We start from the raw sequence: 24,490 nt of genomic DNA, 5'->3' as shown, positions 1-24,490 counted from the left end.
AATTCAGTTAATGCAGCTTTTTTGGGACTTTCTCGCCACAATTAGAGCAATCTTGTGATGTATTATGGGTGCTTACCTGGGCAACTAGCAAACCAGTATTTTCGGCTTTGTTTGCCAGTATTGACAGGAAGTTTGACCACCCAGCATCCAACACGGATATTGAACAGTTTTACAATCTGAAGTAGCTCTCTCAGAGAAGGATTTAACTCAATTGTTGTCGGACTTACCCTAAGAATTTTTTCTATTTAATAGAGGTGTTTATTCTTAAGTTCGCCTATTAAAAAATCAGGTACTTTTATTATAACCAATGGAATTTGTATTGAGTCAGAAAAATGCTCAACGAAAGGGGGCAACGGCAAAGATGGGGGAATCATGAAAAGATGATGATCGAGAAATGTATAAGAATTATGTAATATTAGCATAAGTTGATTTGATAGAAAGGAAGTTTAGTGCTAGTATTAGAAAGAGTAGTGAAATCGTTCATCTTTTGGTGGTCTTTGATCCTCGAATATTAAAATGACTGCTAAAAGACGGAAGTAGGGAGTTCTCCCGAAGGAACGCGCCTGTTTTCACTGCGAGTTGAAACAGGAGGCGAAAAACCATGACTTTGAGTAAAGAACGTGTGGGCGAAACTTCCGCATCGGATATTCCGACCAGTGAGAGTTTCGATTTCGATTTGTGGGCAACAAAAGTGAAACGTCAGCTTATTGCGGCGCTCAATCACCAAATGGCTCCCGAACTTTCTAAGAACGACGCTCAAACAACCCCATCCCCATTACAGGGAATCAGAGGTTGAGGAAAATAGCTAACCCCAATTAATCGGGTATTATCCTATTTTCCAACTCAATAAAATTATTTGTAGGGGCGGCTAATGAGTCGCCCTTACCTGTTTTGAAACTAACTATTTATCCACCCTACGACTAAGAACGGTAAACTCTTTCTATTTCCTATTTCCTACTCTATCAAGTTAAAAATTTTTCGACGGTTTGCCAATATTGTTCTCCTCCTACCTGTCTAACATTATTATGACCTGCACCCGGAACAATTAAAAGCTGTTTAGGTTCCGTTGCTGCGGTAAATAAAGCTTCACTCATCGTCGAAGGAATTAACTCATCGTCCATTCCATGCGTGAATAATATTGGCATTTTTAAAGCGGGAATTTTAGCGATAGAATCAAATTTTTGAGTTAAAATTAAATTAATTGGAAACATCCAATATTTCTTTTTATAATCGATCATTTCTCGAATATTAGTAAAGGAACTTTCGATAATTAATCCAGCAATTTTAGGATGGTTTAAGGCTAAATTAATAGCGATCGCACCTCCCAATGAATGACCAAAGATATAAATATTATTAGGATTAATTTGGCGTTCATTAACTAAATAATTCCAAGCTGCTTCTACATCTTCATAAACGGTTTTTTCTGAGGGAAAACGGTCTGTACTGCGTCCATAGCCCCGATATTCAACTAATAAAACCGATAGCCCCATTTGGTGAAATTGTTCAGCATAGCCCACATTTGCCCCGATAGTATTGCGGTTTCCATGTAAATCAATAATCACTTTTTCAGAATTGAATTTAGCAGGAACCCACCAACAATGCACCGTTTCTACTTTTCCTGAAGGAATAGGAATTTTTAACTCAATATCTTCATAGGCTAAACCCACATCATCCGGGGTCATGGAGATTAAACGAGAGGGGAAAAAAATAAATCGAGTTTGTCGTAAAAACAGGAATAAACAAGCACAGAAATAAGCGATCGCGCCAACGGCTAAAACAATTAATCCTAATTTAAACAGAATAATTAAAATTGTATTCAACATAATTTTATTCCCTCACTTTTTGAATAAAACTAACCTTTTTAATCTTTCTTAACCGTCTGGAAAAATCAAGGTTAAGAAGATAAAAGAAAAGCTCCCTTCCACACAACTTTATTCTTTACGGTTGATCTCAACCCATTTCCGTTTAATTTAGCAAGAATTTTAGCCAACGATTTTAACCCCACCCTACGAAGTTAGGATGGGTCAATTATTAATCACCCAACAGCCAAACAGTTCGACAATAAAAAGCTAAGTGCGATCGCACTGATCACTAAAATCAATCGCCGTAATGGGTTTTTGTTCTAATTATAAACACTACTTTATCGGCTTCTAAAATTTCATAAACAATTCGATCTTTACGGTTGAGTTGATCAGAATATAATCCCTTTATTATAAAATAAGATTTGATAATCTGCCATAGTTTTAATCCAGAAGTTGATCCATTGTGAAAACTTTCCCCTGATGATATTCTTGATGAGAGGCTTCAATATCAGCAATTAAAGTTTTATCTTGAAGGAGTTCGGCGGTTTCTATCCAGCTTTCTAATTCTTCTTGGCTGATGAGAATAAAACTTTTATTTTCCTGAACAATAACAACTCCTCCGGGTTCGGTACTGGCTTTTTCTAAAACTTCACTGAAGTTGTTTTTAGCATATTCTCCTGTAACATGATACATGGTTTAACCTCTTTGTTAAGTTTATAAATAACGGAAACCGATATTTAATAATATTATGACATACTTCAATTCTGTTGCATAAAACCCGCTTCTTCCAAAACAATGCTTAATGTTCCCATTATTTCGCATTCTTCAAAAAAAGCTTCTAATGCTTCTTGAACAGATTGTTTTGCTTCTTCCAGGGTTTCACCAAAACTAGAAACATCTAAATCAGGACAAACGGCTACATAAAAATCACCTTCTTGAAATATTTCTAGCCGAACTTCAATGTTTTTTAGCATAATTTTCTGAATCACCTGCTATTATACTAAGTCAATAGGTTTAGTTTAACACTATTAATGACCCAACGGCGAAACAGTTCCACAATGATCCGCCAATGGTTATCGGTTTCTATAATAACATCATGACGAGAAAGGGTATCGAGGGCATTTTGTAGGGAATTGGAATCTAAATTTGTAACCGTTTGTAGGGTATTAAAATCGAGTCCGGTGGGGTGAGGTGCGATCGCTTTTATAATATTTTGTTGACCTAGTGAACCTTCCCCCGCTTGTTGCCAAACCCCTGTAAAATAATAACGTCCATTCTGATAGAATTCGGGTTGATTAATAATCCCATCAACATCAGCAATGGTAAACATGGGATCTCGGTTATTTCCGAGTTCAAAGACTTGATCATTATAGCGACGAACTAACAGAAAACCAATGAGTTGAACGAGATAGGGTTGTCCGGCAGTTAAATCATAGATATAATCAAGCGCATCGGGTTTATAATCGAGGGGGAAATCTTCACTGGGGTTAGCGAGAAGATAGCGACAGGTTGCCCGTTCTAAAAAGCTAACGCGGATGGGAATAATACTGGCAAAAAACGGGTTAAAATAGTCTTCGGTCATTTCTTCCAGGGTGTGGAGTCCGGCTAAAGCAAAGGCAATTTTAGGACTCATTTGCACCATTCCCCGCAATACGCCCATAAAGTCTTTAGGAATGCGATCACTTTTTATTAATTCTTCGATTTGTTCAAATTCATCAAGGGCAATAATTAATCCAGTATCGCCTAATTGGGTTTCAATTTGTTTTAAATACCGTTCAAAGGTGCGATAGGGAAGATTGATTAAGCTTTCATCATCGGGGGGTGGAATTTGCAGGGTGTCTGAGAGGGAATCTGCGATCGCCATTAATACTTCACCGACTCCTTGAATACTATTACCAACCGTTAGTAAGTTAACATAAGCGAGTTTAACTTTTTCATCTAAGCAGGTTGAAACATTCTGCAAAATTGATGTTTTTCCCATGCGTCTGTGTCCATATAAAACTATAGACTGAAGTTGTTTATTTGATACCCACACCTCCTCAATTTTTTTTAAAATATCCTGACGTTTTACAAAACTTCTGCCCTGTACTGGATCACCTATTATATAAGGATTTTCAACAGGAGCATTAATAGAAAATTTTTCTAACTGTGTATTAACTCTTTTTAAGGAATCTTGCCATGTACTAACAATATATTTAATTAAAAATCGTTCTGCTTCAGGCAATAAATCAACTTTTCCTTGAACACTATCAAGTTCTATTAAGGCTCGTTTTAATGCTGATAATCTAACAGCATAAGACACTTTAGATTGAATCTCTCGAAAAACTTGAACTACTTGATGTAAAGAGTTAATGACTTCCCAAGTTGATGTTCTAAGAATAGGTTCTTGAGGAATAGCAGGTAATCTTAAAAGAGTAACAACAGCTAATTCTCCGGCATTAGCAAAAGCTGCTAAGGTTTGAGCTAAAATATATAGTTCTTCTCCATAAGGTAGAGAACGAATTTGAGTAAAAGCCTTTACTGATTCTTCTATAAAGTTTATTTCTAAAGATATACCATTGTCTCCAACTACTGCCGATTCATGTAAGTACCAAAACCCCTTCGTTGCATTTGAAGCAACAAGATAATTATTTAAAGTATCTTGTATTAAAATATTTTTATTTACATTATTTTGTTCTGCCAAGTGATTTAATTTTTTAAAAATTAATTGAATTACTGTCCAATCATAAGGATAATTAGTTAATTGGCTAGTACGAAAAATAATATGCTCTTGAGGTAGTTCAGAAAGAGCATGGCTAATTCCTTGAACCACAGATTCATACTGAAGTGTATATTCTAAAAGTTGATTAGCATTATGTAAGCCTGTTTCCCAATCGTGTAACAACCATTTTTTAATCTTTTTGGCAAGATTTATAATAGGAATTGGTGTGACTTTAATAAAATAAATACCCTTTAATTTATTACTATATAACAATAAATTAAAGATGCTAGACAATGCCCATTCTAAGGGACGAAGAATTAAAATCAAAGCACCTAAAGCCCAACATATAAGACTTATTATACTTCCTATAATATAATCTTGGTTAATCAAAGTATAATCTCTAAACAATATTATTACAAAACTAGATATATATAATATTATTAATAAAAAAAATTCTTTGATCCAGTTTTTATATAAACTCGAAATTATTCCGAATTTTACATTAGATGTAAAGCCTAAAGAAGCACCAATCCATATCCCAATACACACTGAAAAATATAGTTCATTTACGGGCTTTATATTTAGAATATTAGGTATAAAAAAAACTATAATAATAGTTACAAAAAAACTTATAAAAGTAGAAATTATAAAAAAAATAACCAATGAAATTGTAAATGCAATTCCCAATACTGTACCTAAAATTTTTTTTGTATTTTTCTTTGTATCTTTAAATATTTCTATTGTTGTACCATAAAAAAAACCTAAAAAAATAATTGTCATAAAAAATATAAAATAATTTGAAATCGGTATATTTGCATTAAATATGTAGATAGATAAAAAAGTTATTAAAGATATTAAAAAGCTAATTATAGTTAATCCTATAAATATTAATTTGTATATTTTACCTTCAAATAAACGCAAAGCTTGTGGGAAGAAAAAAAACCAGTAAAAGACCCTTAAGTAATCTAAGGGATTTTTTAAGGAAAGAGAACGATATAATTTAGGGGCTAAATCTAAATGAGGAACTGGATTTTGTGTTAAACTCATGATAATTTCTCCAAGTAACAGTTAAAGGTTTGATTACATAACACCATTAATTTTTGAGGATGACCCTCACTGTCATTAATTAATTGCTTGATTTGATCCTCACTAAAAGTTATATTTTTAGAGTCTGGTGTTAATAAAGGGAAATTAAGACGACTAGCAATAAACTCCCTAATAGTTTTTTCATCCCATTTTTCTAATTTATACTCAATACAAATTCCAGTAAAGGGAGAAGTCATCCCAATATCTTGACTATCGGGAAATAATTGATCTAAAGAGGTGCAAGCTGCAACAACTAGGCGTAAAGGTGCATTCATTCCTTCTGCTAATCCTCGCAGTTGTCCCCGAATATTATTGGTAAAACCATCCCAGGTCATTTTTTCCAATTCATCAATAATTAACAATAATCGATGATTTTGTAAATTTCGAGAGAGACGATAACCTTTACAAAAATCAATTCCTACAGAGTCACACAAGAATTGATAAAAGTCGTCATCGTCATGAATATCTTGTAAATTCAGATAAATTGGTTCACGGGGTTGTAACAATAGGGTTTTGGCTTGTCGGCTAATTTCCATTAATAGCGAAGATTTGCCAATTTGTCGTTCTCCAATTATGGCAACACTACTCCCACTATTGAGAGTTTCAAATATCCTTTTAATTTCTTTCTCTCTACCAAAAAATAGTTGAGGATTATTGATAAATCCGTTTATTGGAACGAATGGATTAGGCAAACTGGTAGATAAATTTTGTTCTGGCTGAACAATAGGGTTTTTTATTGCTACTGTGTTTGATCCTAATAGTTCTGGTTTGCATTTAGCCACCAGAGTAATCAAGTCAGCACGTTTAGGACGTCGTTCACCTTCAACATCCTTTAAGCCAAAGTCATCACATAGGTTTGAAATCTGCTTTCTGACTGTTCCTGGGTGAATCGCCAATGACTCTGAAATTTGATCATCTGTCTCTCCTACCAACAACTTCAGCAGGATCTCTCTCCTTCGCGCAGGTAGGTTAGCTAATGTCTGCTCAAATTTAGCAGACTCCTCTTGACTTATAGAATCCATCTGATCTTGTTGAATACGCATTTGCGTATATTGTAATCTACTTTGGCGTGGATGACTACCTACTGCTATGCGTAAACTAAAAATTTCAGGTCTAAGGCACTTGACATCTAAAGACAAGTATGGTTTATGATATTAACGTAAATAGATACGCAATTGCGCTTTATGTACACGCAAATGAATAATAAATCTCAAACTGCCTTTATTCCAAAGGTTAAGGCTGATCCTAACGTTGTTTCCAAAGTCTCTCGATTAGTACAGACCCTCTCTCTGTCAATTGGGAGTAGTAGCCATTGGATCGCTGTAATTATACCAGATAGCCAATTTCACCTAAAACCAACTTGGCAACATCTGAATCAATATTTCTCTGAAACTGCTTATTTAGAAATGGGTCAGACCTACGCCTGTGTAAACAAGGAGGTTAAAACCAGGGTGATAGGAATTGCGATCGCTTGGATGAACACACAATCTCTAAATCAACATTGGGGCAGTGTTTTGGAGTATGCCACAAACCTGCAACGAACTTTAAATCAACCTTATATCAAGGTTTTTAGAGATGGAGATTTGATTTTAACTCGTTCTTGGTGATCACTCAGATATACAGCAAAACACTTAATTTAGGTTAAAAAATCATGAAAAATCAATTTTGGTCTAAAAACCCCCTTCCTCCCTATTTTGGTAAACCAACTGGACGTAATGGAATGAAGGGAATTGAGGATCAACGATTTAATTTTGAGCCTAGCGTTACCCATATTACTGAAGAAACGCGATCGCCTGCTGAAAAAGCAATATTTAGGAATTGGCAGAAAAAACAGACATCAGAATCAAGAGAAATGATTAATTTAGCTTGTCAAATTGGCAAACGGGGACATAAACAAATTGAATATTATTTTAACGGTGATTCTACTCCCTGTCCCGTAATTCTTAAACGCCATTGGGAACATCTCGAACCCGTTTTAAATAATATTCATAATATTAGATTATTAAAAGGTTATGTTTTCCACCATTATGAAGGCTTTGCAGGACAGGTTCGCTGTGTTGGACGGTTAAATAATTATCCAGAAAGCGTGATTGAATTTAAGTTTTCTAACTCGGTTAAACCGACCGTTTACCCCGAACAAAAATTACAAGTTGCTGCTTATATTGCAGCGTTAAACCGACAATATGGTCAACCCTACGGAGTTAATATTAATCACGGGATTATTATTACTGTTACTCCCTATGAAGTTGATATTACCTTAATTGAATCTCAGGAATTGATGGAATATTGGGAAAAGTGGAAATTAAGAGTCGGTCAATTTTGGTCACAACAACGAAATATTGCTTAGTGATATTTTTGATAATATCCCAATATCTCGTAGGGGCGAGGCGCGCCTCGCCCCTACAGGGTTATAATTGAATCAGACTGGTTAAAATTTGAACAAGGGAATTAATAATGGTACAAATTCTTAACAAAACATTGACCTTAGAAGAATTTCTGAAGTTACCCGAAACAAAACCCGCTAGTGAATATATCGATGGTCAAATTATCCAGAAACCCATGCCACAAGGAAAACATAGTAAATTACAAGGTAAATTAGTTACAGTCATTAATAATATTGCTGAACAACAAGCGATCGCTTTAGCTTTACCTGAGTTAAGATGTACCTTTAGCGGTCGTTCTATTGTTCCTGATGTAGCGGTTTTTGTGTGGGATAGAATTCCCCTTGATGAAGATGGAGATATTGCTAATACCTTTAATGCTCATCCTGACTGGACAATTGAGATTTTATCCCCAGACCAAAGTACCACTAAAGTCACTAAAAAGATTTTACATTGTTTAAATTCGGGTTGTCAGATGGGATGGTTAATTGTTCCAGAGGAAAAGTCTATTTTTGTTTATCCTTCAGGACAACAACCGATATTTTTAGAGGAACTTGATGCTGTAATTCCGGTTCCTGAATTTATCTCTAATTTAACTTTAACCTTAAGGGATATCTTCAGTTGGTTAAAACTGAATCCGAGTTAAATAAATTCATCTTGATCTAAACATTCCCTAAACGTTCTTTCTGTGGGTTCTAACCCAAAATCAACCGCTAATAAATCTAAACCGTCAATAATCGCAACAGGGTTATTAATTCTTAGAGATTGAAAACATTTATCTCGATAATTGGGTTTTTGTTGAAAATTTGCGATCGCCTCCTTTAACGGTTCAATCACAGGATAAGCTGCTTCTGATTTTGCGATCGCTTGGGAAGGAATAGAAGTATTTAATCTTAATACAGATAAATCAATTAAATCCCGTGATTCTACTGAAATATCAATCCATCGGTCAGCATTGGCTAATAGTTTTTCTGCAAAACAATCAATTAAACTTAAGCAAGGAACAGACGACCATTGAGGAAAAGCGGGTGCTTCTAGTTCAATTCTTCCTTCCATAATAATTTCAAATTTGATTAAGGTTCCTTCTATTAATAAAGGAAATCTAATGCCATATTGATTGGCTTGTATTTCTTGGGGAAAGGTGATATTATTTTGAGTATTAAATAAAGCGTTATATTTATTTTGACCCAGAGATTGTCTTAATAATCGATAACCGCAACCTGTGGAACAGAGAAAATCAATATCTTTACTCAGGCGATATTCTCCATAGTTTAAACAGATGAATGTTCCGCCACCAAAATAAGCCTGACAGTCTTGTAAGAAATTAGGATTGAGTTGATGGAGAACAGTAATAATTTTTTGATGAAAGTTTTGTGTAAACATTTGATTGAATAACCAAGAATTATACTGTTGAGCCAGTTGTTGAATAAATTCGGCTTCCGTTGGATTAATTTCCCCAAAAATATCTCGATAATGCCATCCCCGTTCATACCGTTTTAGCATTTCCAACGGCGTTAAATTTTCAATTCCTATTCTTTGCCAACATAAACGCTCTAAAAAGGGCAATTGTTCAGGAATAGAATGCTGATTCATGATTGGTTTTAATTAAAAAATAGTTCAACTTGACAGCGAAATTCGGGTAAAAGTGGAGAGGTGATTTCATCCGTTATTGATAAGGTTTCAGCTAAAGCTAACTGATGATTTTGACGACGATAAACTTGAATTTGCTGTTGATTTTGATCAACAATCCAATATTCCTGAACACCTTGAATAGAATAGAGTTTTAACTTTGCTTGTTTATCCCGTCTTTCATTTTCTTTTCCTGGGGATAACACTTCAACGACTAATTCAGGAGAACCTGTTAAATGTCCTGAACTATCTAATAACGTTGCTAATTTTTCTCGACTGACCCAAACCACATCAGGAATGACATTATCAGATTCAGTATAAATAATTCCAGGGGTCATTGCAGGTTCCCCTAAGTTTGTGCGACGTGACCAAGCATTTAATTCTGCATAGATATTACCGCAAATCCGTTGATGATTCCAATCTGGTGCTCTAGTCACAAATAATTCTCCCGCAATAATTTCATAACGTTTCCACTCATCGTTTGACAACAACTCTAAATCGGCTGTTGTCCACTTCATTGATTCTGCCAGAGTTGGATTCATGATAAAAAGAGGGTAGAGTTAAATGTTATTTTATCATATTTTATTGAAATTTGAATGATTTTTAAAGATTAATTAAAAATGAGTGAATATTGATCAGTTTAGACAAGTTATTTTCAAAATACTATTAAAAAAATCCGTTATTTTATCCCTTTTTAACCATTTGTGTCCCATTAACCGCTAAAATAAATACCAGTATAGAGAGCGTTACAAACGCAATTATTTTTCAGATTCTATGAGCGAAAGAACACTATTTGATAAAGTATGGGAGTTGCATACCGTTGGAACTCTCCCTTCAGGACAGACTCAACTCTTCATTGGTCTGCACCTGATCCATGAAGTTACCAGTCCCCAGGCGTTTGCGATGTTGCGCGATCGCCATCTCACCGTCCTCTATCCTGAACGCACCGTCGCTACAGTGGATCATATCGTCCCCACCGATAACCAAGCTCGTCCCTTTGTGGATACCTTGGCGGAAGAGATGATGCAGTCTTTAGAACAAAGTTGTCAAGAGCATGGTATCCGTTTTTACAATATCGGGTCAGGAAATCAAGGCATTGTTCACGTCATCGCACCGGAACAGGGGTTAACTCAACCGGGGATGACCATTGCTTGTGGTGACTCCCACACCTCCACTCATGGAGCATTTGGGGCGATCGCTTTTGGCATCGGGACGTCTCAAGTTCGGGATGTTCTGGCGTCTCAAACCCTGGCGTTAGGGAAACTGAAGGTGCGCCGCATTGAAGTGAATGGAGAACTGCCACCGGGGGTTTATGCCAAGGATGTTGTGCTGCATATTATCCGTACATTGGGGGTAAAAGGCGGTGTCGGGTATGCCTATGAATTCGCCGGAAGCACTATTGAGGCGATGTCAATGGAAGAACGGATGACGGTTTGTAATATGTCCATTGAAGGCGGCGCTCGCTGTGGCTATGTGAACCCGGATCAGGTGACTTACGACTATTTGAAAGGTCGAGATTTTGCCCCCAAAGTAGACGACTGGGAAAAGGCCGTTGCCTGGTGGAATAGTATCCGTAGTGATACGGATGCAGTTTATGATGATCTGGTAAAATTTGATGCTGCGGATATTGCTCCGACCCTAACTTGGGGCATTACCCCAGGACAGGGAATGGCCGTTAACGAGTTGATTCCTGATTTAGAGCAGATTCCAGAAAGCGATCGGGATGTGGCCAAAGAAGCCTATCAATATATGGAATTTGCCCCTGGAACCCCGATTCAAGGGACAAAAGTGGACGTCTGTTTTATTGGCAGTTGCACCAATGGCCGCCTGAGTGACCTGCGAGAAGCCGCTAAATTTGCCCAAGGTCGGAAAGTCGCCAATGGGGTGAAAGCTTTTGTCGTACCGGGTTCTGAACGGGTGAAAGCGGAAGCGGAAGCGGAAGGACTTGATAAAATATTTGAAACGGCAGGGTTTGAATGGCGCGAGGCGGGGTGTTCGATGTGTTTGGCGATGAACCCCGATAAATTACAGGGAAATCAACTGAGTGCATCCTCTTCTAACCGCAATTTTAAAGGCCGTCAGGGTTCTGCTCACGGACGCACGTTGTTGATGAGTCCGGCGATGGTAGTGGCGGCGGCCATTAACGGGGTGGTTACGGATGTACGGGAGTTGCTGTAAGTGACCTAACCCCCCAACCCCCTTCCCACCTCTCCCTACCCTCTCCACCTCTCCCTGCCCTCTCCTACAAGGAGAGGGAAAAGGAAGAATATTTTTATTCGGAATGGGGAGCAGTTTAGACATGAGTAAACATTTAATACCAGAATTCTTCACGCCTCTCCATGCGGTCGAGGGGTTGGGGGAGAGGTCATAACGAATCAAAAGAACAAAGTCAACGATTTCTTAATATTAACGACAGAACATTAACCATGAGTAAAATTCAAAGTATTTCAGGAAAAGGAATTCCTTTAGTCGGCAGTGATATTGATACCGATCGGATTATTCCCGCTCGGTTTTTACGGTGTGTTACCTTTGATGGATTAGGGGAACAAGTCTTTGCCGATGATCGCCAACAAATGCAGGGTAAACACGCCTTTGATTTACCCGAATATCAAGGAGCTAATCTATTAGTTGTGAATGCTAATTTTGGCTGTGGTTCTTCACGGGAACACGCCCCCCAAGCGATTGCTAAATGGGGAATTCAAGCGATTATTGGTGAAAGTTTTGCAGAAATATTTTTGGGAAACTGCGTAGCGATTGGCATTCCCTGTGTTACGGCAGAAGCGGAGGCAGTTAAGGCATTTCAAGAAGCATTAAAAGCCAATCCTGAAGCAACTGTCACCGTTGATTTAGAAGCCATGAAAGCCCACTGTGGGGATTTAACTATTGATGTAAATATGAATGCCGGTTCTCGTCAATCGTTTATAACGGGACTGTGGGATAGTTGCGGACAATTAATTGCCAATGTTGATCAAATTCGAGAAACCTTCACAAAATTACCTTATCTGAACTGGGCAAGTTAAAGCCTAAAAATCGCAAGGAGGCGTTCAGCTTCCTTGTTATTTTCAACATTGATAGGGTTAAAAAGCTTTGATTCCTAGATTGATAAAACAGAAATTTATTTCAACTCAACAACGCTTGAAAACGAGGATCAGAGCGAATAGAATCAAAATCAGAATCCGTTTTTGCCATCTCTCGATATTCTGGATCTAAATTAATCGCTTGTTGCAGATTTTCAATCGCGAGTTCAACCTGATTTTGTAAGGCATAAGCATAGGCTTTATTATATAAAGTATTAGCATCATTAAGATTTAACTCTAAAGCCTTGCCAAAAGAATTAATTGCTAATTCTAATTGTCCTAATTTTACTAAAGCATTGCCTCGGTAGTTCCAGACTTGATGATCATCCGGTTTAAATTCTAAAGCTTCGTGATAGTCGGGTTTAAATTCTAAAGCCTTGTCGTATGATTCAATCGCTGCTTCTAACTGTCCTAAATTAGCTAAAGCAATGCCTCGGTTGCTCCAAGCTTCGTGATAGTCGGGTTTAAATTCTACAGCTTTGTCAAAGGAATAAATCGCTTCTTTTAACTGCCCTAAATTAGCTGAAGCAATGCCTCGGTTGTTCCAAGCACCATGATAATCAGGTTTAAATTCTACAACTTTATCATAAGAATAAATAGCTTCTTCATATTCCTGATTGCCAAGAAAAAGATTACCAATTTTTAACCATAAATTAGCTTGGCTTTGATGAGTTTGAAAGGGTTCCTGAAGAAGTTCTTTAATTTCCAATATTTTTTGCTGGCGTTCGTGAGGAGTCCAATCTTGATATTGTTCAAAATCTGCTTCAAAAAGAATTCGTTGAGTTTCTTTATGGCAACCTAGTGCTGTTAATTGGCTATAATAATCTAAGAAAATTTCCTCATGATTGGTGCGTCCATTTTCCCGAAATACGGGAACAATTCGATCTAAGTTAAAGGAATCATTTCATCTAACTTTCCCTCAATCAGCTTGAACTGAATGTCTGCTTGAAAAGTCCTCCAGCAAGCGATCGCAATGCTGACAAAAGAAAAACCCAGATCTACCCTTGGGACTAATTGTATGCTACAACAGATTGAGTCCCCCAGCCTTTTAAAATTTCTGATCACCGAGAAAGAAACTGAACCTCAATTATAATTCTATCTAATATAACGTTCTGCCCGGGTGCAATGACAATTCAAGTCATTTGAATTCAAGGTTAAAATTCACATCAACTTTCAGGAATTATATGCTCCAGACACCCAAGTTTTTAACAAACATCCTACTGGGACTCATCACTTTAGTTATTATTGTGAGTTGTAGCCAGTTTAATCAAGAAGAATTAACCACCTCTCCCTCAGATTCTCAGAGTCAATTTAAAGTGGCTAGTATTTTATCGGGTTCTATTCAGGATGGTAGTTGGACTCAAGCTAATTATGAAGGATTAAAATTAATTGAAAAACAATATAATACTGAAATTAGTTACATCGATAATATATTAGACGCAGACAGTGAAGCCTTGATTCGTCGCTATGCAGAACAGGGATATGATTTAATTATTGGTCATAGTGGTGGTTATATTAAAGCCATGGAAAATGTGGCTAAAGATTTTCCAGAAACCAAATTTGCTTTAGTCACAACCTATGCTGGGAATAATAAAAACTTAGGGGCAGTTGCCTTTCGTTCTGGGGAAGTGGGTTATCTGACGGGAGCATTAGCAGCGATAAAAACTAAGACAAATAAAGTCGCTTATATGGTAGGATTTGATTACCCTTTTTATAAAGAAGAAGAAGAATTATTTAGACGGGGTGCAACTGAAACCAAACCCAATATTGAAGTCTATACTAAATTTTTACAGACTTGGATAGATACAGAAAAAGGCAATAAAGTCGCCCTAGATTGGTTAAAACAAGGAGTTGATGTTATCGCAATTAACGCAGATGTAGCTGGACTTACAGCCTTAAAATTAGCTGGTGAAAAACCAGGAGTTTATGGTATTGGTTGGACGAAAGATCAATATAATCTAGCTCCGGGAAAAGTTTTAACCAGTGTCTTACAGAATATTCCTGAATTAGTCTTAAAAATTGCAACTTTAGTTCAGCAAGGACGATGGGAAGGCAAACAATATAAATATGGGTTACGCGAAAAAATCTATGATTTTGCCCCCTTTAGAGGCACATTAACGCCAGAAGAAGAGGCAAAATTTAATCAGATCAAACAACAAGTAGTGACTGGAAAAATTGATATTACACCTTCCGAGCCAACAACAGACTACAATAAATAAAAATAGATCATTTCCCTGTTATTGGAAAAATCATGAGTCAAGCGGAGAAACATCATTTTTTATCTAGGTTTCGGGGTTCTATTTTATCCCCCAACCCGCGATTTTTTTCCCTAGCCAAGCAACTCCGTAGCAGTTTACTCTTTGTCGGGCTAATCAGTGCTTTAACCAGTGGCGGATTATTGATTTATCTGAGTTATGAATCTCAGATGAAACAGTTACAATCTCTACAAAGTGAGCGATCGCAAGTTATTGCTTATCAAATTAATAACTATATAGATGATTTACAACGAAAATTAAGTTATTTAGCACGGGTTAAAGGGTTAACAGATTTAACCCCGGATATTCAACAAAACTTGATAGAAGGATTAGTTCGTCATAATGAAGCCTATCATTTAGTTGCTATTTTAAACCGTCAGGGAGAGGTGATTACATCTATACTCACTGATGATCAAACTTTAAGAAAAAATTATACAGATTCTCCCTTATTTATTCGAGCTTTTAAACAAGAGGAAGATTATGTAGGAACTATTGAGTTTGATCCTCATGATCGGAAATATAAAATGGTGATGTCTGTTCCCATTCGAGATAATTTAGATCGAATTGATGGCGTTTTATTCGCTGAAATTGACTTGGGTTTTCTCAGTTTTGTTCTGTCTCAGACTCAAGTGGGTCAAACTGGATATGTTTATGTTGTCGATGAACGAAATCGAGTCTTTACTACTCCTGAAAATAAATCTAAAATCTTTAAGATTCAAAATTTAAAAAATCCTAAAATTATTGAGTCAATTCAAGATATTTTAGATAATAAAAAATTAAAAATAAATCATTATCTAGGGTTAAAAAATGTAGAGGTTTTGGGGGCGACATCAGTAATTCCTAGTGTTAATTGGTCTTTGGTCGTTGAACTTCCGATCACAGAAGCTTATGCTCCCATTTATCAGATGATTTTTGTCATGGGGGGAACTGTGATTTTAATTACAGGTTTTGCTATTGGTATCAGTATATTTCATAGTCGGCAAATTATTTTACCCTTAAAAAAATTAACCCAAGCTGCATTACAAATCAGTCAAGGAGATTTGAAAACCCAAGTTGATGTGCAATGTTCTAATGAATTAGGGGTATTAGCCACAACTTTTAATCAAATGACGACTCAAATTGATGAGTTATTTGCAGCCATTGAAAAGGAACGAAATTTTATTGCTGCTATTTTAGATATTGCAGGGGCATTAGTGGTTTTACTAGATGCTAAAGGTCGGATTGTTCGATTTAACCGAGCCTTTGAACAAACAACCCAATACACTTTTGATGAAATTAGAAATCGCTATGTTTGGGATGTGTTTTTAGACCCAGATGAAGCACCTAAAGTTAAAGCCAATTTTACTTTTTTACTCATTGATCAATTTCCTAAATATTACGAAGCCTGTTGGATCACAAAAAATGGAGAGCAACGAATTATTAGTTGGTCGGATACAATCTTACTCAATGAAGCCAAAGAAATTGACTATATTGTCAGTGTTGGTGTAGATGTAACAGAACAACGAAATGCAGAACAAGCGTTGAGAAATAGTGAGAAACGTTATGCAACATTAGCTGAAGTTTCTCCGGTGGGAATTTTCCATACAGATAATCAGGGAAACTGTCTTTATGTTAATCAGCGATGGACTGAAATTGCTGGATTAAATTTAGAGGAAGCGATGGGAAAAGGTTGGTCTCTTGCGGTTTATTCCGAAGATCAAATTAGAGTATATCAAGACTGGGAAAACTGCGCTAAAAATCAAGTTTTATTTGGGTCTGAATACCGTATACAACGTCCTGATGGCAAGATTACTTGGGTGTATGGTCAAGCGGCGGCTGAGATGAATTCTCAGGGAGAAGTTATTGGTTATGTTGGTACAATTACTGATATTACTGATCGCAAACAAGCAGAAGAAGCCATGCGACAGGCGAAAGAAGAAGCCGAAATCGCATTAACTAATTTTCGCCAAGCTCAAACGCAATTAATTCAAGCTGAAAAAATGTCGAGTTTAGGTCAACTTGTGGCCGGAGTTGCCCATGAAATTAATAACCCGGTTAATTTTATTTATGGTAACTTAATTCATGCTCAAGAATATACGGAAACTTTATTAAATTTTATCAAAGTTTATCAAAATCATTATCCTGATCCCCCCCCTGAAATTATTGATTTTGCCGAGGATTCGGATCTAGAATTTTTAATTGAAGATATGCCTAATATTCTCAATTCTATGAAAATGGGAGCCAACCGAATTCGAGAAATTGTTCTTTCGCTTCGGAATTTTTCTCGGTTAGATGAAGCCGAAATGAAAGCCGTTGATATTCATCAAGGAATTGATAATACTTTATTGATTTTACACAATCGTTTAAAGGAAAAATCCCAACATCAAGCTATTCAAATTATTAAAAAATATGACAATATTCCTTTAGTTGAATGTTATGCTGGACAATTAAATCAAGTGTTTATGAATTTAATTTCTAATTCCATTGATGCTTTAGAAAATTGGGGTCATAATTCCTCTGTCCAACAACCTCGGCACAATCAGGGTCGAATTACAGTTCAAACTGAACTGCTTGATCAACAATGGGTTAGAATTAAAATTGCAGATAATGGCATGGGAATGTCAGAAAACGTTAAATCTAACTTATTTAATCCCTTTTTTACCACCAAACCCGTCGGAAAAGGAACAGGGTTAGGATTATCGATTAGTTATCAAATTATTGTTGAAAAACATAAAGGTTCAATTCAATGTAATTCAGAACTAGGTCAAGGAACTGAATTTATTATTGAAATTCCCCTACATCAACATTAAAGTAGTAAGCCCTTCAGGGCTTTCTGAAAAGTAGTAAGCCCTTCAGGGCTTTCTGAGGCGTTCACGCCTCACTACTTTAATGAAAATAATCATAAATTTGTTGGGCTAATTTTGAGCCAATTCCTGATACTTCAGCTAACTGTTCTAAGGTTGCCATTCTAATATAATCAATAGAACGAAAATGGGCTAATAGTAATTTTTGACGATGATGTCCTAACCCTGGAATGTCATCTAAACGCGATCGCTTCATTCGTTCACTGCGTTTATTCCGATGAAAACTAACCGCAAACCGATGAGCTTCATCGCGTAATCTTCTTAATAATTGAACCCCCGGTTGTTCGGGATCAGTTTCTAAGGGAAAACTTTCTCCAGGTAAAAAGATTTCTTCTCGTTGTTTGGCTAAACTAACTACTCGAATTTCCTCTAATAAATTCATCTCTTGTAATACAGCTACCACCGCCGACAGTTGACCTTTTCCCCCATCAATCATGATTAAATCCGGTTTATCTGTTGAGGTAAAATAGTCTCGAAACCGTCGCTGAATTACTTCCGCTAAACTGGCAAAATCATCGGAATGTCCGGCTTGAACCGTGGGGTTTTTAATCTTATAATGACGATAGTATTGTGGGGCGGGTAAACCTTCAATAAATACGACACGGGAAGCAACAGCATCTGACCCTTGAATATGGGAAATATCATAACCTTCTATACGGTGAGGAATGTCGAGTAAATCCAGAATTTCTGCTAAATCTTCCATCGCTGCGGTATTGCGATCGCTTAATTTTTGCACCCGTTCTAATTCATATTCCGCATTGCGTTCTACCATCTCAATTAACTCGGCTTTGAGTTGGCGTTGGGGGGTTAAAATTGTTACTTTTTTTCCCTTGCGATCGCTCAACCAATCTGTTAGAATAGATTCATCGGGTAATTCATATTGAACTAATATTTCGCTGGGAATTTCAACAGTATCAACCGTTTGATAATGTTCTTCTAAAACCCGTTGTAAAATTAACCCCATTTCTGTTAATTTTAACTCGGTCGGGACGGCGGCGGTAAACCCTAATCGTCCGACTAATTGTCCGGCTCGAATTTGGAATAATTGCACACAAGCTTGTTTAGAATTAGCCGCTAGTGCGATCGCATCGCGGGAGACTCGATCATCGGGTAAAGAGACTTTCTGCTCGGCATTTAAAGATTGTAACCCTTGAATTTGATCTCGAATTTTTGCAGCCATTTCAAAGTTTAATTCTTCAGCAGCTTGTTCCATTTGTTCGGTTAAATGATCCATCAGTTCCGTTGATCGACCTTGAAAAATCATCGCCACTTTTTGAACTATTTTTCGATAGTCTTCGGGAGAAATTAACAGTTGACAAACCCCCGGACAGCGACCAATATCATAATTTAAACAAGGACGATCTTTAAATAACGGTTTCGGACGTTGACGCAGGGGAAAAATTCGCTTAACTAAATGCAGCGTATTTCTCAATACCCTTGTATCCACATAGGGGCCATAATAACGGTCTTTTTGATTTCCTAAACGACGTTTTCGGGTAATAAAAATTCGCGGATAATCTTCCGACCAAGTAATGCACAAATAGGGGTATTTTTTATCATCTTTGAGGAGAACATTAAAATGGGGTTGATGTTGTTTAACTAAATTGGCTTCTAACGCTAAGGCTTCCGCTTCTGTGTCCGTAACAATAAATTCTATCTCGGTAATTTGTTGCACCATTAAAGAAATTCTGGGGGTATGATGATGTTGTTCTCGAAAATAAGAACGAACCCGCGATCGCAATTTCTTAGACTTGCCAATATAAAGAATATTATCCTGATGATCTCGCATCAAATACACCCCAGAAACCGGAGGAATATCGCGTAACTGTTTTTCTAAACGTTCTGGGTCTTTAACTAAAGGAAGAGTTATAATCGATGACATGGTTAGAATTAAACTTGAATGTAAGAAATTAAATTGCTATAATCTGATTATAACAAAATGTTTTGTCTTAAAAATCGTAATTTCCCTACTGATTCTGTTTCTATTTTCGTCTTCTTAAAATAAAACTTTTGTTGAGGGTAAGCAAAATTAGGATAAGATTATGGTTCAAGAACTCACTGACTTAAGAAATTGTATTTTAGAACAACGTTATCAAGATGCTTTAGAGATTATTGATGAACTTGAAGAAATGGGAAAACAAGCAATTCTGAGAAACATAGAATCTTTTTTAGTTCGGCTGTTTATCCATTTGCTCAAAAATCAAGTTGAAAAACGATTAACGAATTCTTGGATAGCTTCAATATCAGATTCTATCATCCAAATCAAGAAACTTAATTTAAAAGCTCATAAAAATTCTTATTATATTCAAAGCACTGAATGGAAACCTTATTTGGAAGAAGCAATTGAGCAAGCCATTCGTCCTGCTAGTATAGAAATTTTAGGAGGCAGTTTAAAATCGACTCAACTATCAGCAATGATTGAGCAAAACGGATTATTAAATATTGCCCAAAAACTACTTGATTTAACTTATGAATATCCGGTTAAAGATTTACCTCACCGCATTGATCAAGAATTAGCTCAATTACCAGGAGGTCAAGATTGGTTTGATCCGTTATAATTGTAAAATAGCTCAATATTAGGGTTAAGGTGTTGATTATGGTTCAAGCTCCCCCTGCTTTAAAAACAATCGCAACTAACACCTGGGTAAAAGCCACCTGGGAAGAATTTTTAGCATTAGCCGAGAATCCTCAGTATGCTGAGGGTAAATTTTATTATGATCAAGGATATGTGAGGATAGAAATGTCACCATTAGGTTCAGCACACGGACACGATAACACAATTCTCTCAACGGTAATCTTAATTTATGCAGCTTTAAAAAATATTCGGATTAAAGGATTTACTAACACATCTCTTAGAAAAACAGGGTTGCGAGAAAGTCAACCGGATATCGGGTTTTATATTGGGGATAATTTTCAATTTCCGCCTCGCAATAATTCCCCGATTAATTTAGATGAACTCACTTCTCCTAATTTAATTGTTGAAATCGGTGCTTCATCTTTTGCCGATGATATTGGTCGAAAACGATTACTCTATGAAAAATTAGGAATCCAAGAATATTGGGTTGTAAATGTTGAAGATAACACAATTTTAGCCTTTGCTGTCGAAAATCAAGGCAGTCGATTAATAGAAGAATCAATCGTTTTACCCGGATTAAAAATAGCCTTAGTGCTAGAAGCATTGCAACGTTCCCAAACTGAAGATGATGGAGCCATTACACGCTGGTTGATGGGTGCTATTAATTCCCCTTAAATCAGAAAGACTAGGGTTATTATTGAGATTAAAAAATTAAATCAGGATCAAGTTGCTCAAAATTTTAAAAATATTTTAGAATAAGAGTTAAAAGCATCCCTCGTTCAAATTATGACCCTAGCAACAAATTCTATTTTAATTTCCACAGACGAAGCATTATCATTACTAGAAACAGTTCTAAAAAATTCCCAGGCTGAGGATGTCACTGTCACGGTCAACAATACCGAAACATCCTTAACTCGGTTTTCTGAAAATCAAATTAGTCAAAATCTCACCACTACCCAATTTAATCTCTCCATTACGAGCCATTATGGGAAAAGGTGTGCTACTGCTTCCACGAATGAACTTGATCCCGATGCCATTATCGCCACCATTCGCCGTTCTGAAGAACTCGCCTGCATCGCTCCCGAAGACCCAGAATGGGTTCCCCTGCTGGAACCTCAAATTTATGATCACCGTATCCCCGCCTTCGATCTTGAAACAGCCCACTTATCTCCTCGCTGGAGGGGGGAAATGGTGCAAAAGGTATGCCAATTAAGTGCTAAATCCAACGGAGAAGCATCGGGAACCCTCAGCAGTGAAGCGGTGTTATTTGCTGTGGCGAATTCACGCGGGTTACAGGCTTGTAACCGTTTAACATCAGCCGATTTCAGTGTCACCGCCCGAATAGAAACAGGTTCGGCTTGGAGTCAACGAACGGCTTGGAGTGTGAACCAATTACCGATTGAATTATTAACTGAAACTGTAATTAATCGAGCTTTGCTATCCCAAAATCCGCGTGAAGTTAGCCCTGGAATTTATCCCGTTGTCTTCGATGGAGCCGCCTTTACTGATTTATTAGAATGGGTAATTTGGAATTTAGATGCACGGGCGGCGGATGAAGGACGATCTTTTATGTCGCGGACGAATTCCGAGGGAAAATCGATGGGAAATCGCCTCGGAGAACAATTATTTAGTCCCTTAATTCAGGTACAACGAAATCCATCCCATCCCTTATTACAAGCCTCTACCTTTTTTAATAATGGCATGAAAAAAGATGATTTAGAGATGATCAAAAATGGAATTCCTCTAACCTTAAATTATAGCCGTTATTGGGCTCAAAAACAAGGAAAAACAGCACAAGGCGGACTATTTCCCCTAGTTATGTTAGGGTCAAATCAAAGTTTAGAGGATTTAATTGCTCAGACGGAACGGGGGATTTTAGTAAGTCGGGCTTGGTATGTTCGCTCTGTAAATCCACGAACCTTAGAAGTAACGGGAATGACAAGAGATGGCACCTTTTGGATTGACCAAGGAAAAATTGCTTATCCCATAAAAAATCTCCGTTTTAATCAAAGTTTACCAGAAATGTTAGGGAATGTTGAAGCATTAAGTTCCGTTGAACGTTATGGAAATAGCGTTGTACCTGGAGTTAAAGTTAAAGCTTTTAATTTTAGTAGTATTACGGATAGTGTCTAAGAAAAGTATCATCTAAAAAATTGTTTTTATTAAGCTTGATAAAATCAGTTTAATAAAAAATTAATCTTTTTTGTGATTTAGATTACTAAAGCTGAGGTTGTTATTGAGTTATAATGTGCTAAAAACGTGCAATAAAAGCTAAGGACTGGCTATAGTTCGGTGAAAACCCTGATCACAAGGGCACTAATCAAAATTAGTCACTTGTTTGAGAGGTTAGTCAACAGAACATCGATCTATTCTGCTCTACTTGTGCGAGGATCACGGGTTGTTATTCAATTTGCATTAAATGATTCTAAGTTTAACAGTAGCATAATTAATTCCAGGGCGGCAAAAACCTTTTGGGATTTATCCTGGGAGGTTCATTTATTTATACAGAATGAAGGAGAAACCCAACAATGAGCCAGCACATTTTTCAGAGAGATCCTTTTAATTGCAGCCCAATGGTTGAACCTTTATGGCAGGATTTAAACCCCCATGCTATTGTGGATAGAATTATGGCTGATTATGAACGTTTAATCATAGAAAGAAATGCTTTGGATGAAGAGCTTCAAAAAACTCAATACGAACTGACGGAATTGAAAAAAACACTCGCTAACTCTAGCTTAGTTTGTATTCATGTTCAGCCTGAAAACAAATGCCAAATCCAAGAACGATATGATCAAATGACGAGGTTTTTAGAACAAGCAGAAGCTAAAACTAAAAGTTTAATTCAAGCCATTCCTGATTTAATGTTTTGCATTAATACGGAAGGGATTATTGAAGATTATTATCCAGATAAACAGAATAAGCATCTCTTAGAAACAGAAGATGTAATGGGTAAAAAAATTGAGGATGTTTTTCCTAAAGATTTAGCAACGTGGACACAATATTATCTGGAAAAAACTTTAGAAACAGGTGAAATTCAAACGGGTGAGTATGTTATGAAAGTAGGTCGGGAATGGCATCATTATGAAGCTCGCTACGTTCAAAGTGGAACCTATGAAATATTAGCGATTGTAAGGGATATTACTCAACGCAAGCAAGCCGAAGCTAACTTACGAGTTTCAGAAATTCAAGAACGGGAAAAAGCCTTACAACTGGAAAAAACCCTGCAAGATTTGCGACAGACACAAGCTCAATTAATCCAAGCTGAAAAGATGTCCAGTTTAGGGCAAATGATGACGGAAATCGCCCATGAAATCAAGAACCCGATTAATTCTATTTACGGAAATCTAACTTATGTTGATCAAGATGTTCAGACTTTAATTGAACTTCTCAAACTCTACCAACAGCATTATCCTGAACTGACCTCAGAAATTCAAGATTTTATGGCAGCATCGGATGTTAATATAATTATTAATGAATTACCGCAAAGTTTAGAATTCATGCGATTAGGGGCTAACCGTTTATATGATTTAGCTTTATCTCTGCGAAATTTTTCCCGCTTAGATGATCAGCAAATGGTATCGGCGGATCTCCATATTGGTTTAGATGGAACCTTAAAAATTTTGCATACTCAACTGAAAGCCAAGGGGAATCATTCAGAAATTAAAGTAATTACAGACTATGGAAAACTCCCCTTAGTGAAATGCTACCCGAATCAACTCAATCAGGTGTTTATGAATCTTCTATCTAATGCAATTGATGCCTTAGAAAATCAACCTGTTCCTCGAAAAATCATGATCAAAACAGAGTGCTGCAAAATCAACCCAAACTCTGTAATAGAAGATGCCGTTCGTATTTCTATTTCCGATAATGGCCATGGAATTCCCCAGTTCGTTCAAAACCAAATTTTTAATCCGTTTTTCACGACAAAACCCGTTGGTAAAGGCACAGGTTTAGGTCTATCTATTGCTCACCAAATCATTGTAGAAAAACACCAAGGTAGCTTAAAATGTTTTTCTCAAGAAGGACAAGGGACAACTTTTGAAATTCTTCTATCCCTTGACGAACTGACTCCCGGTTAGGAATTCGTTGTCAAACTGGCGTTGTGTACCGATACAATTGGGGCAAGCACTCCATTCTCAAT

At 36.8% G+C, this 24,490-nt stretch carries 23 protein-coding genes and 1 riboswitch; of the genes, 13 read left to right on the top strand and 10 right to left on the bottom strand.

Annotated elements, in window-relative coordinates; all coding sequences use genetic code 11:
* Positions 1–7 precede the first annotated feature (7 nt).
* Positions 8–154: a zinc ribbon domain-containing protein gene (locus tag PL8927_RS00770; protein WP_083616553.1), complete on the bottom strand. Its 147-nt coding sequence runs from the start codon at positions 152–154 to the stop codon at positions 8–10.
* A 321-nt stretch (positions 155–475) separates the two neighbouring features.
* Positions 476–564: riboswitch (Glutamine riboswitch) on the top strand.
* 37 nt (positions 565–601) lie between these two features.
* Here PL8927_RS00770 and PL8927_RS00765 point away from each other — a divergent pair.
* Complete coding sequence (locus PL8927_RS00765; protein ID WP_083616551.1) at positions 602–796, top strand: hypothetical protein; 195 nt, start codon at positions 602–604, stop codon at positions 794–796.
* Positions 797–962: 166 nt separating this feature from the next.
* Here PL8927_RS00765 and PL8927_RS00760 read toward each other — a convergent pair whose 3' ends face one another.
* From PL8927_RS00760 to PL8927_RS00745, 4 genes are all read right to left on the bottom strand, one after another.
* A complete protein-coding gene (locus PL8927_RS00760) occupies positions 963–1,823 on the bottom strand; it encodes an alpha/beta hydrolase (protein ID WP_083616549.1) in 861 nt (286 codons plus the stop codon).
* Between the two features lie 420 nt (positions 1,824–2,243).
* The gene (locus PL8927_RS00755) at positions 2,244–2,495 is read right to left on the bottom strand and encodes a type II toxin-antitoxin system Phd/YefM family antitoxin (RefSeq protein ID WP_083616547.1); all 252 of its coding nucleotides are present in this window, start codon (positions 2,493–2,495) and stop codon (positions 2,244–2,246) included.
* A gap of 65 nt (positions 2,496–2,560) precedes the next feature.
* Positions 2,561–2,776: a type II toxin-antitoxin system HicB family antitoxin gene (locus PL8927_RS00750; protein ID WP_083616545.1), complete on the bottom strand. Its 216-nt coding sequence runs from the start codon at positions 2,774–2,776 to the stop codon at positions 2,561–2,563.
* 26 nt (positions 2,777–2,802) lie between these two features.
* Positions 2,803–4,893 (bottom strand): AAA family ATPase, encoded by a 2,091-nt coding sequence (locus PL8927_RS00745; protein WP_156093053.1) that lies wholly within the window; start codon positions 4,891–4,893, stop codon positions 2,803–2,805.
* Positions 4,894–4,960: 67 nt separating this feature from the next.
* Here PL8927_RS00745 and PL8927_RS00740 point away from each other — a divergent pair, with 67 nt between their 5' ends.
* Positions 4,961–5,257, top strand: a complete 297-nt coding sequence (locus PL8927_RS00740) for a hypothetical protein (protein WP_156093052.1) — start codon at positions 4,961–4,963, stop codon at positions 5,255–5,257.
* A gap of 289 nt (positions 5,258–5,546) precedes the next feature.
* Here the strand turns inward: PL8927_RS00740 and PL8927_RS00735 are convergent, their stop codons facing one another.
* The gene (locus tag PL8927_RS00735; protein WP_083616541.1) at positions 5,547–6,632 is read right to left on the bottom strand and encodes an AAA family ATPase; all 1,086 of its coding nucleotides are present in this window, start codon (positions 6,630–6,632) and stop codon (positions 5,547–5,549) included.
* A gap of 141 nt (positions 6,633–6,773) precedes the next feature.
* Between PL8927_RS00735 and PL8927_RS00730 the strand changes: the two genes are divergently transcribed.
* The 3 genes from PL8927_RS00730 (at position 6,774) to PL8927_RS00720 (ending at position 8,616) form a co-directional block, all read left to right on the top strand.
* Positions 6,774–7,196 carry a hypothetical protein gene (locus PL8927_RS00730; protein ID WP_083616539.1) on the top strand — a complete coding sequence of 141 codons (423 nt, stop codon included), beginning with the start codon at positions 6,774–6,776 and terminating at the stop codon, positions 7,194–7,196.
* Between the two features lie 44 nt (positions 7,197–7,240).
* On the top strand, positions 7,241–7,936 hold the full coding sequence (locus PL8927_RS00725; protein WP_083616537.1) for a hypothetical protein: 696 nt from the start codon (positions 7,241–7,243) through the stop codon (positions 7,934–7,936).
* 107 nt (positions 7,937–8,043) lie between these two features.
* Positions 8,044–8,616 carry a Uma2 family endonuclease gene (locus tag PL8927_RS00720; RefSeq protein WP_083616535.1) on the top strand — a complete coding sequence of 191 codons (573 nt, stop codon included), beginning with the start codon at positions 8,044–8,046 and terminating at the stop codon, positions 8,614–8,616.
* On the opposite strand, the gene PL8927_RS00715 is transcribed toward PL8927_RS00720, so the two are convergent.
* The gene (locus PL8927_RS00715; protein WP_083616534.1) at positions 8,613–9,563 is read right to left on the bottom strand and encodes a nucleotidyl transferase AbiEii/AbiGii toxin family protein; all 951 of its coding nucleotides are present in this window, start codon (positions 9,561–9,563) and stop codon (positions 8,613–8,615) included. The two genes, PL8927_RS00720 and PL8927_RS00715, sit on opposite strands and share 4 nt — an antisense overlap.
* An 8-nt stretch (positions 9,564–9,571) precedes the next feature.
* On the bottom strand, positions 9,572–10,141 hold the full coding sequence (locus tag PL8927_RS00710; RefSeq protein WP_083616532.1) for a Uma2 family endonuclease: 570 nt from the start codon (positions 10,139–10,141) through the stop codon (positions 9,572–9,574).
* Positions 10,142–10,373: 232 nt separating this feature from the next.
* On the opposite strand from PL8927_RS00710, the gene leuC reads away from it, so the two are divergent.
* Together leuC and leuD are read left to right on the top strand one after the other, a co-directional pair.
* A complete protein-coding gene (leuC, locus tag PL8927_RS00705) occupies positions 10,374–11,777 on the top strand; it encodes a 3-isopropylmalate dehydratase large subunit (protein ID WP_083616530.1) in 1,404 nt (467 codons plus the stop codon).
* A gap of 248 nt (positions 11,778–12,025) precedes the next feature.
* The gene (gene leuD, locus PL8927_RS00700; protein ID WP_083616812.1) at positions 12,026–12,619 is read left to right on the top strand and encodes a 3-isopropylmalate dehydratase small subunit; all 594 of its coding nucleotides are present in this window, start codon (positions 12,026–12,028) and stop codon (positions 12,617–12,619) included.
* A gap of 100 nt (positions 12,620–12,719) precedes the next feature.
* On the opposite strand, the gene PL8927_RS00695 is transcribed toward leuD, so the two are convergent.
* Positions 12,720–13,385, bottom strand: coding sequence for a tetratricopeptide repeat protein (locus tag PL8927_RS00695; protein WP_231505872.1), 666 nt, complete (start codon positions 13,383–13,385; stop codon positions 12,720–12,722).
* Positions 13,386–13,860: 475 nt separating this feature from the next.
* Between PL8927_RS00695 and PL8927_RS00690 the strand changes: the two genes are divergently transcribed.
* Positions 13,861–14,895, top strand: a complete 1,035-nt coding sequence (locus PL8927_RS00690; protein WP_083616527.1) for a BMP family protein — start codon at positions 13,861–13,863, stop codon at positions 14,893–14,895.
* A gap of 32 nt (positions 14,896–14,927) precedes the next feature.
* Positions 14,928–17,720, top strand: a complete 2,793-nt coding sequence (locus PL8927_RS00685; RefSeq protein ID WP_083616525.1) for a PAS domain S-box protein — start codon at positions 14,928–14,930, stop codon at positions 17,718–17,720.
* A gap of 76 nt (positions 17,721–17,796) precedes the next feature.
* On the opposite strand, the gene uvrC is transcribed toward PL8927_RS00685, so the two are convergent.
* A complete protein-coding gene (uvrC, locus tag PL8927_RS00680; protein WP_083616523.1) occupies positions 17,797–19,656 on the bottom strand; it encodes an excinuclease ABC subunit UvrC in 1,860 nt (619 codons plus the stop codon).
* A gap of 160 nt (positions 19,657–19,816) precedes the next feature.
* Between uvrC and PL8927_RS00675 the strand changes: the two genes are divergently transcribed.
* The 4 genes from PL8927_RS00675 to PL8927_RS00660 all read left to right on the top strand — a co-directional run bounded on the left by PL8927_RS00675 (position 19,817) and on the right by PL8927_RS00660 (position 24,428).
* On the top strand, positions 19,817–20,332 hold the full coding sequence (locus tag PL8927_RS00675; protein WP_083616521.1) for a DUF29 family protein: 516 nt from the start codon (positions 19,817–19,819) through the stop codon (positions 20,330–20,332).
* A 38-nt stretch (positions 20,333–20,370) separates the two neighbouring features.
* Complete coding sequence (locus tag PL8927_RS00670; RefSeq protein ID WP_083616519.1) at positions 20,371–21,024, top strand: Uma2 family endonuclease; 654 nt, start codon at positions 20,371–20,373, stop codon at positions 21,022–21,024.
* Positions 21,025–21,135: 111 nt separating this feature from the next.
* Entirely contained in the window at positions 21,136–22,482 is a 1,347-nt protein-coding gene (locus PL8927_RS00665; protein WP_083616517.1) for a TldD/PmbA family protein, read from the top strand.
* Between the two features lie 440 nt (positions 22,483–22,922).
* Positions 22,923–24,428, top strand: coding sequence for a sensor histidine kinase (locus PL8927_RS00660; protein WP_231505871.1), 1,506 nt, complete (start codon positions 22,923–22,925; stop codon positions 24,426–24,428).
* Positions 24,429–24,490: the final 62 nt, after the last annotated feature.

The sequence above is a fragment of the Planktothrix serta PCC 8927 genome (assembly GCF_900010725.2).
In the GTDB taxonomy this organism is placed as follows: Bacteria; Cyanobacteriota; Cyanobacteriia; order Cyanobacteriales; family Microcoleaceae; genus Planktothrix; species Planktothrix serta.
This window is presented reverse-complemented; position numbering and strand designations above follow the sequence as displayed.

Excerpts from the sequence above, each read along its gene's own strand:
- leuC (WP_083616530.1), top strand. The coding sequence starts at position 10,374 with ATGAGCGAAAGAACACTATTTGATAAAGTATGGGAGTTGCATACCGTT.
- PL8927_RS00755 (WP_083616547.1), bottom strand. The coding sequence starts at position 2,495 with ATGTATCATGTTACAGGAGAATATGCTAAAAACAACTTCAGTGAAGTT.
- PL8927_RS00660 (WP_231505871.1), top strand. The coding sequence starts at position 22,923 with ATGGTTGAACCTTTATGGCAGGATTTAAACCCCCATGCTATTGTGGAT.
- PL8927_RS00735 (WP_083616541.1), bottom strand. The coding sequence starts at position 6,632 with ATGCGTATTCAACAAGATCAGATGGATTCTATAAGTCAAGAGGAGTCT.
- PL8927_RS00765 (WP_083616551.1), top strand. The coding sequence starts at position 602 with ATGACTTTGAGTAAAGAACGTGTGGGCGAAACTTCCGCATCGGATATT.
- PL8927_RS00710 (WP_083616532.1), bottom strand. The coding sequence starts at position 10,141 with ATGAATCCAACTCTGGCAGAATCAATGAAGTGGACAACAGCCGATTTA.
- uvrC (WP_083616523.1), bottom strand. The coding sequence starts at position 19,656 with ATGTCATCGATTATAACTCTTCCTTTAGTTAAAGACCCAGAACGTTTA.
- PL8927_RS00715 (WP_083616534.1), bottom strand. The coding sequence starts at position 9,563 with ATGAATCAGCATTCTATTCCTGAACAATTGCCCTTTTTAGAGCGTTTA.
- PL8927_RS00670 (WP_083616519.1), top strand. The coding sequence starts at position 20,371 with ATGGTTCAAGCTCCCCCTGCTTTAAAAACAATCGCAACTAACACCTGG.
- PL8927_RS00760 (WP_083616549.1), bottom strand. The coding sequence starts at position 1,823 with ATGTTGAATACAATTTTAATTATTCTGTTTAAATTAGGATTAATTGTT.
- PL8927_RS00675 (WP_083616521.1), top strand. The coding sequence starts at position 19,817 with ATGGTTCAAGAACTCACTGACTTAAGAAATTGTATTTTAGAACAACGT.
- PL8927_RS00685 (WP_083616525.1), top strand. The coding sequence starts at position 14,928 with ATGAGTCAAGCGGAGAAACATCATTTTTTATCTAGGTTTCGGGGTTCT.
- PL8927_RS00750 (WP_083616545.1), bottom strand. The coding sequence starts at position 2,776 with ATGCTAAAAAACATTGAAGTTCGGCTAGAAATATTTCAAGAAGGTGAT.
- PL8927_RS00665 (WP_083616517.1), top strand. The coding sequence starts at position 21,136 with ATGACCCTAGCAACAAATTCTATTTTAATTTCCACAGACGAAGCATTA.
- PL8927_RS00690 (WP_083616527.1), top strand. The coding sequence starts at position 13,861 with ATGCTCCAGACACCCAAGTTTTTAACAAACATCCTACTGGGACTCATC.
- PL8927_RS00725 (WP_083616537.1), top strand. The coding sequence starts at position 7,241 with ATGAAAAATCAATTTTGGTCTAAAAACCCCCTTCCTCCCTATTTTGGT.
- PL8927_RS00730 (WP_083616539.1), top strand. The coding sequence starts at position 6,774 with ATGTACACGCAAATGAATAATAAATCTCAAACTGCCTTTATTCCAAAG.
- PL8927_RS00720 (WP_083616535.1), top strand. The coding sequence starts at position 8,044 with ATGGTACAAATTCTTAACAAAACATTGACCTTAGAAGAATTTCTGAAG.
- leuD (WP_083616812.1), top strand. The coding sequence starts at position 12,026 with ATGAGTAAAATTCAAAGTATTTCAGGAAAAGGAATTCCTTTAGTCGGC.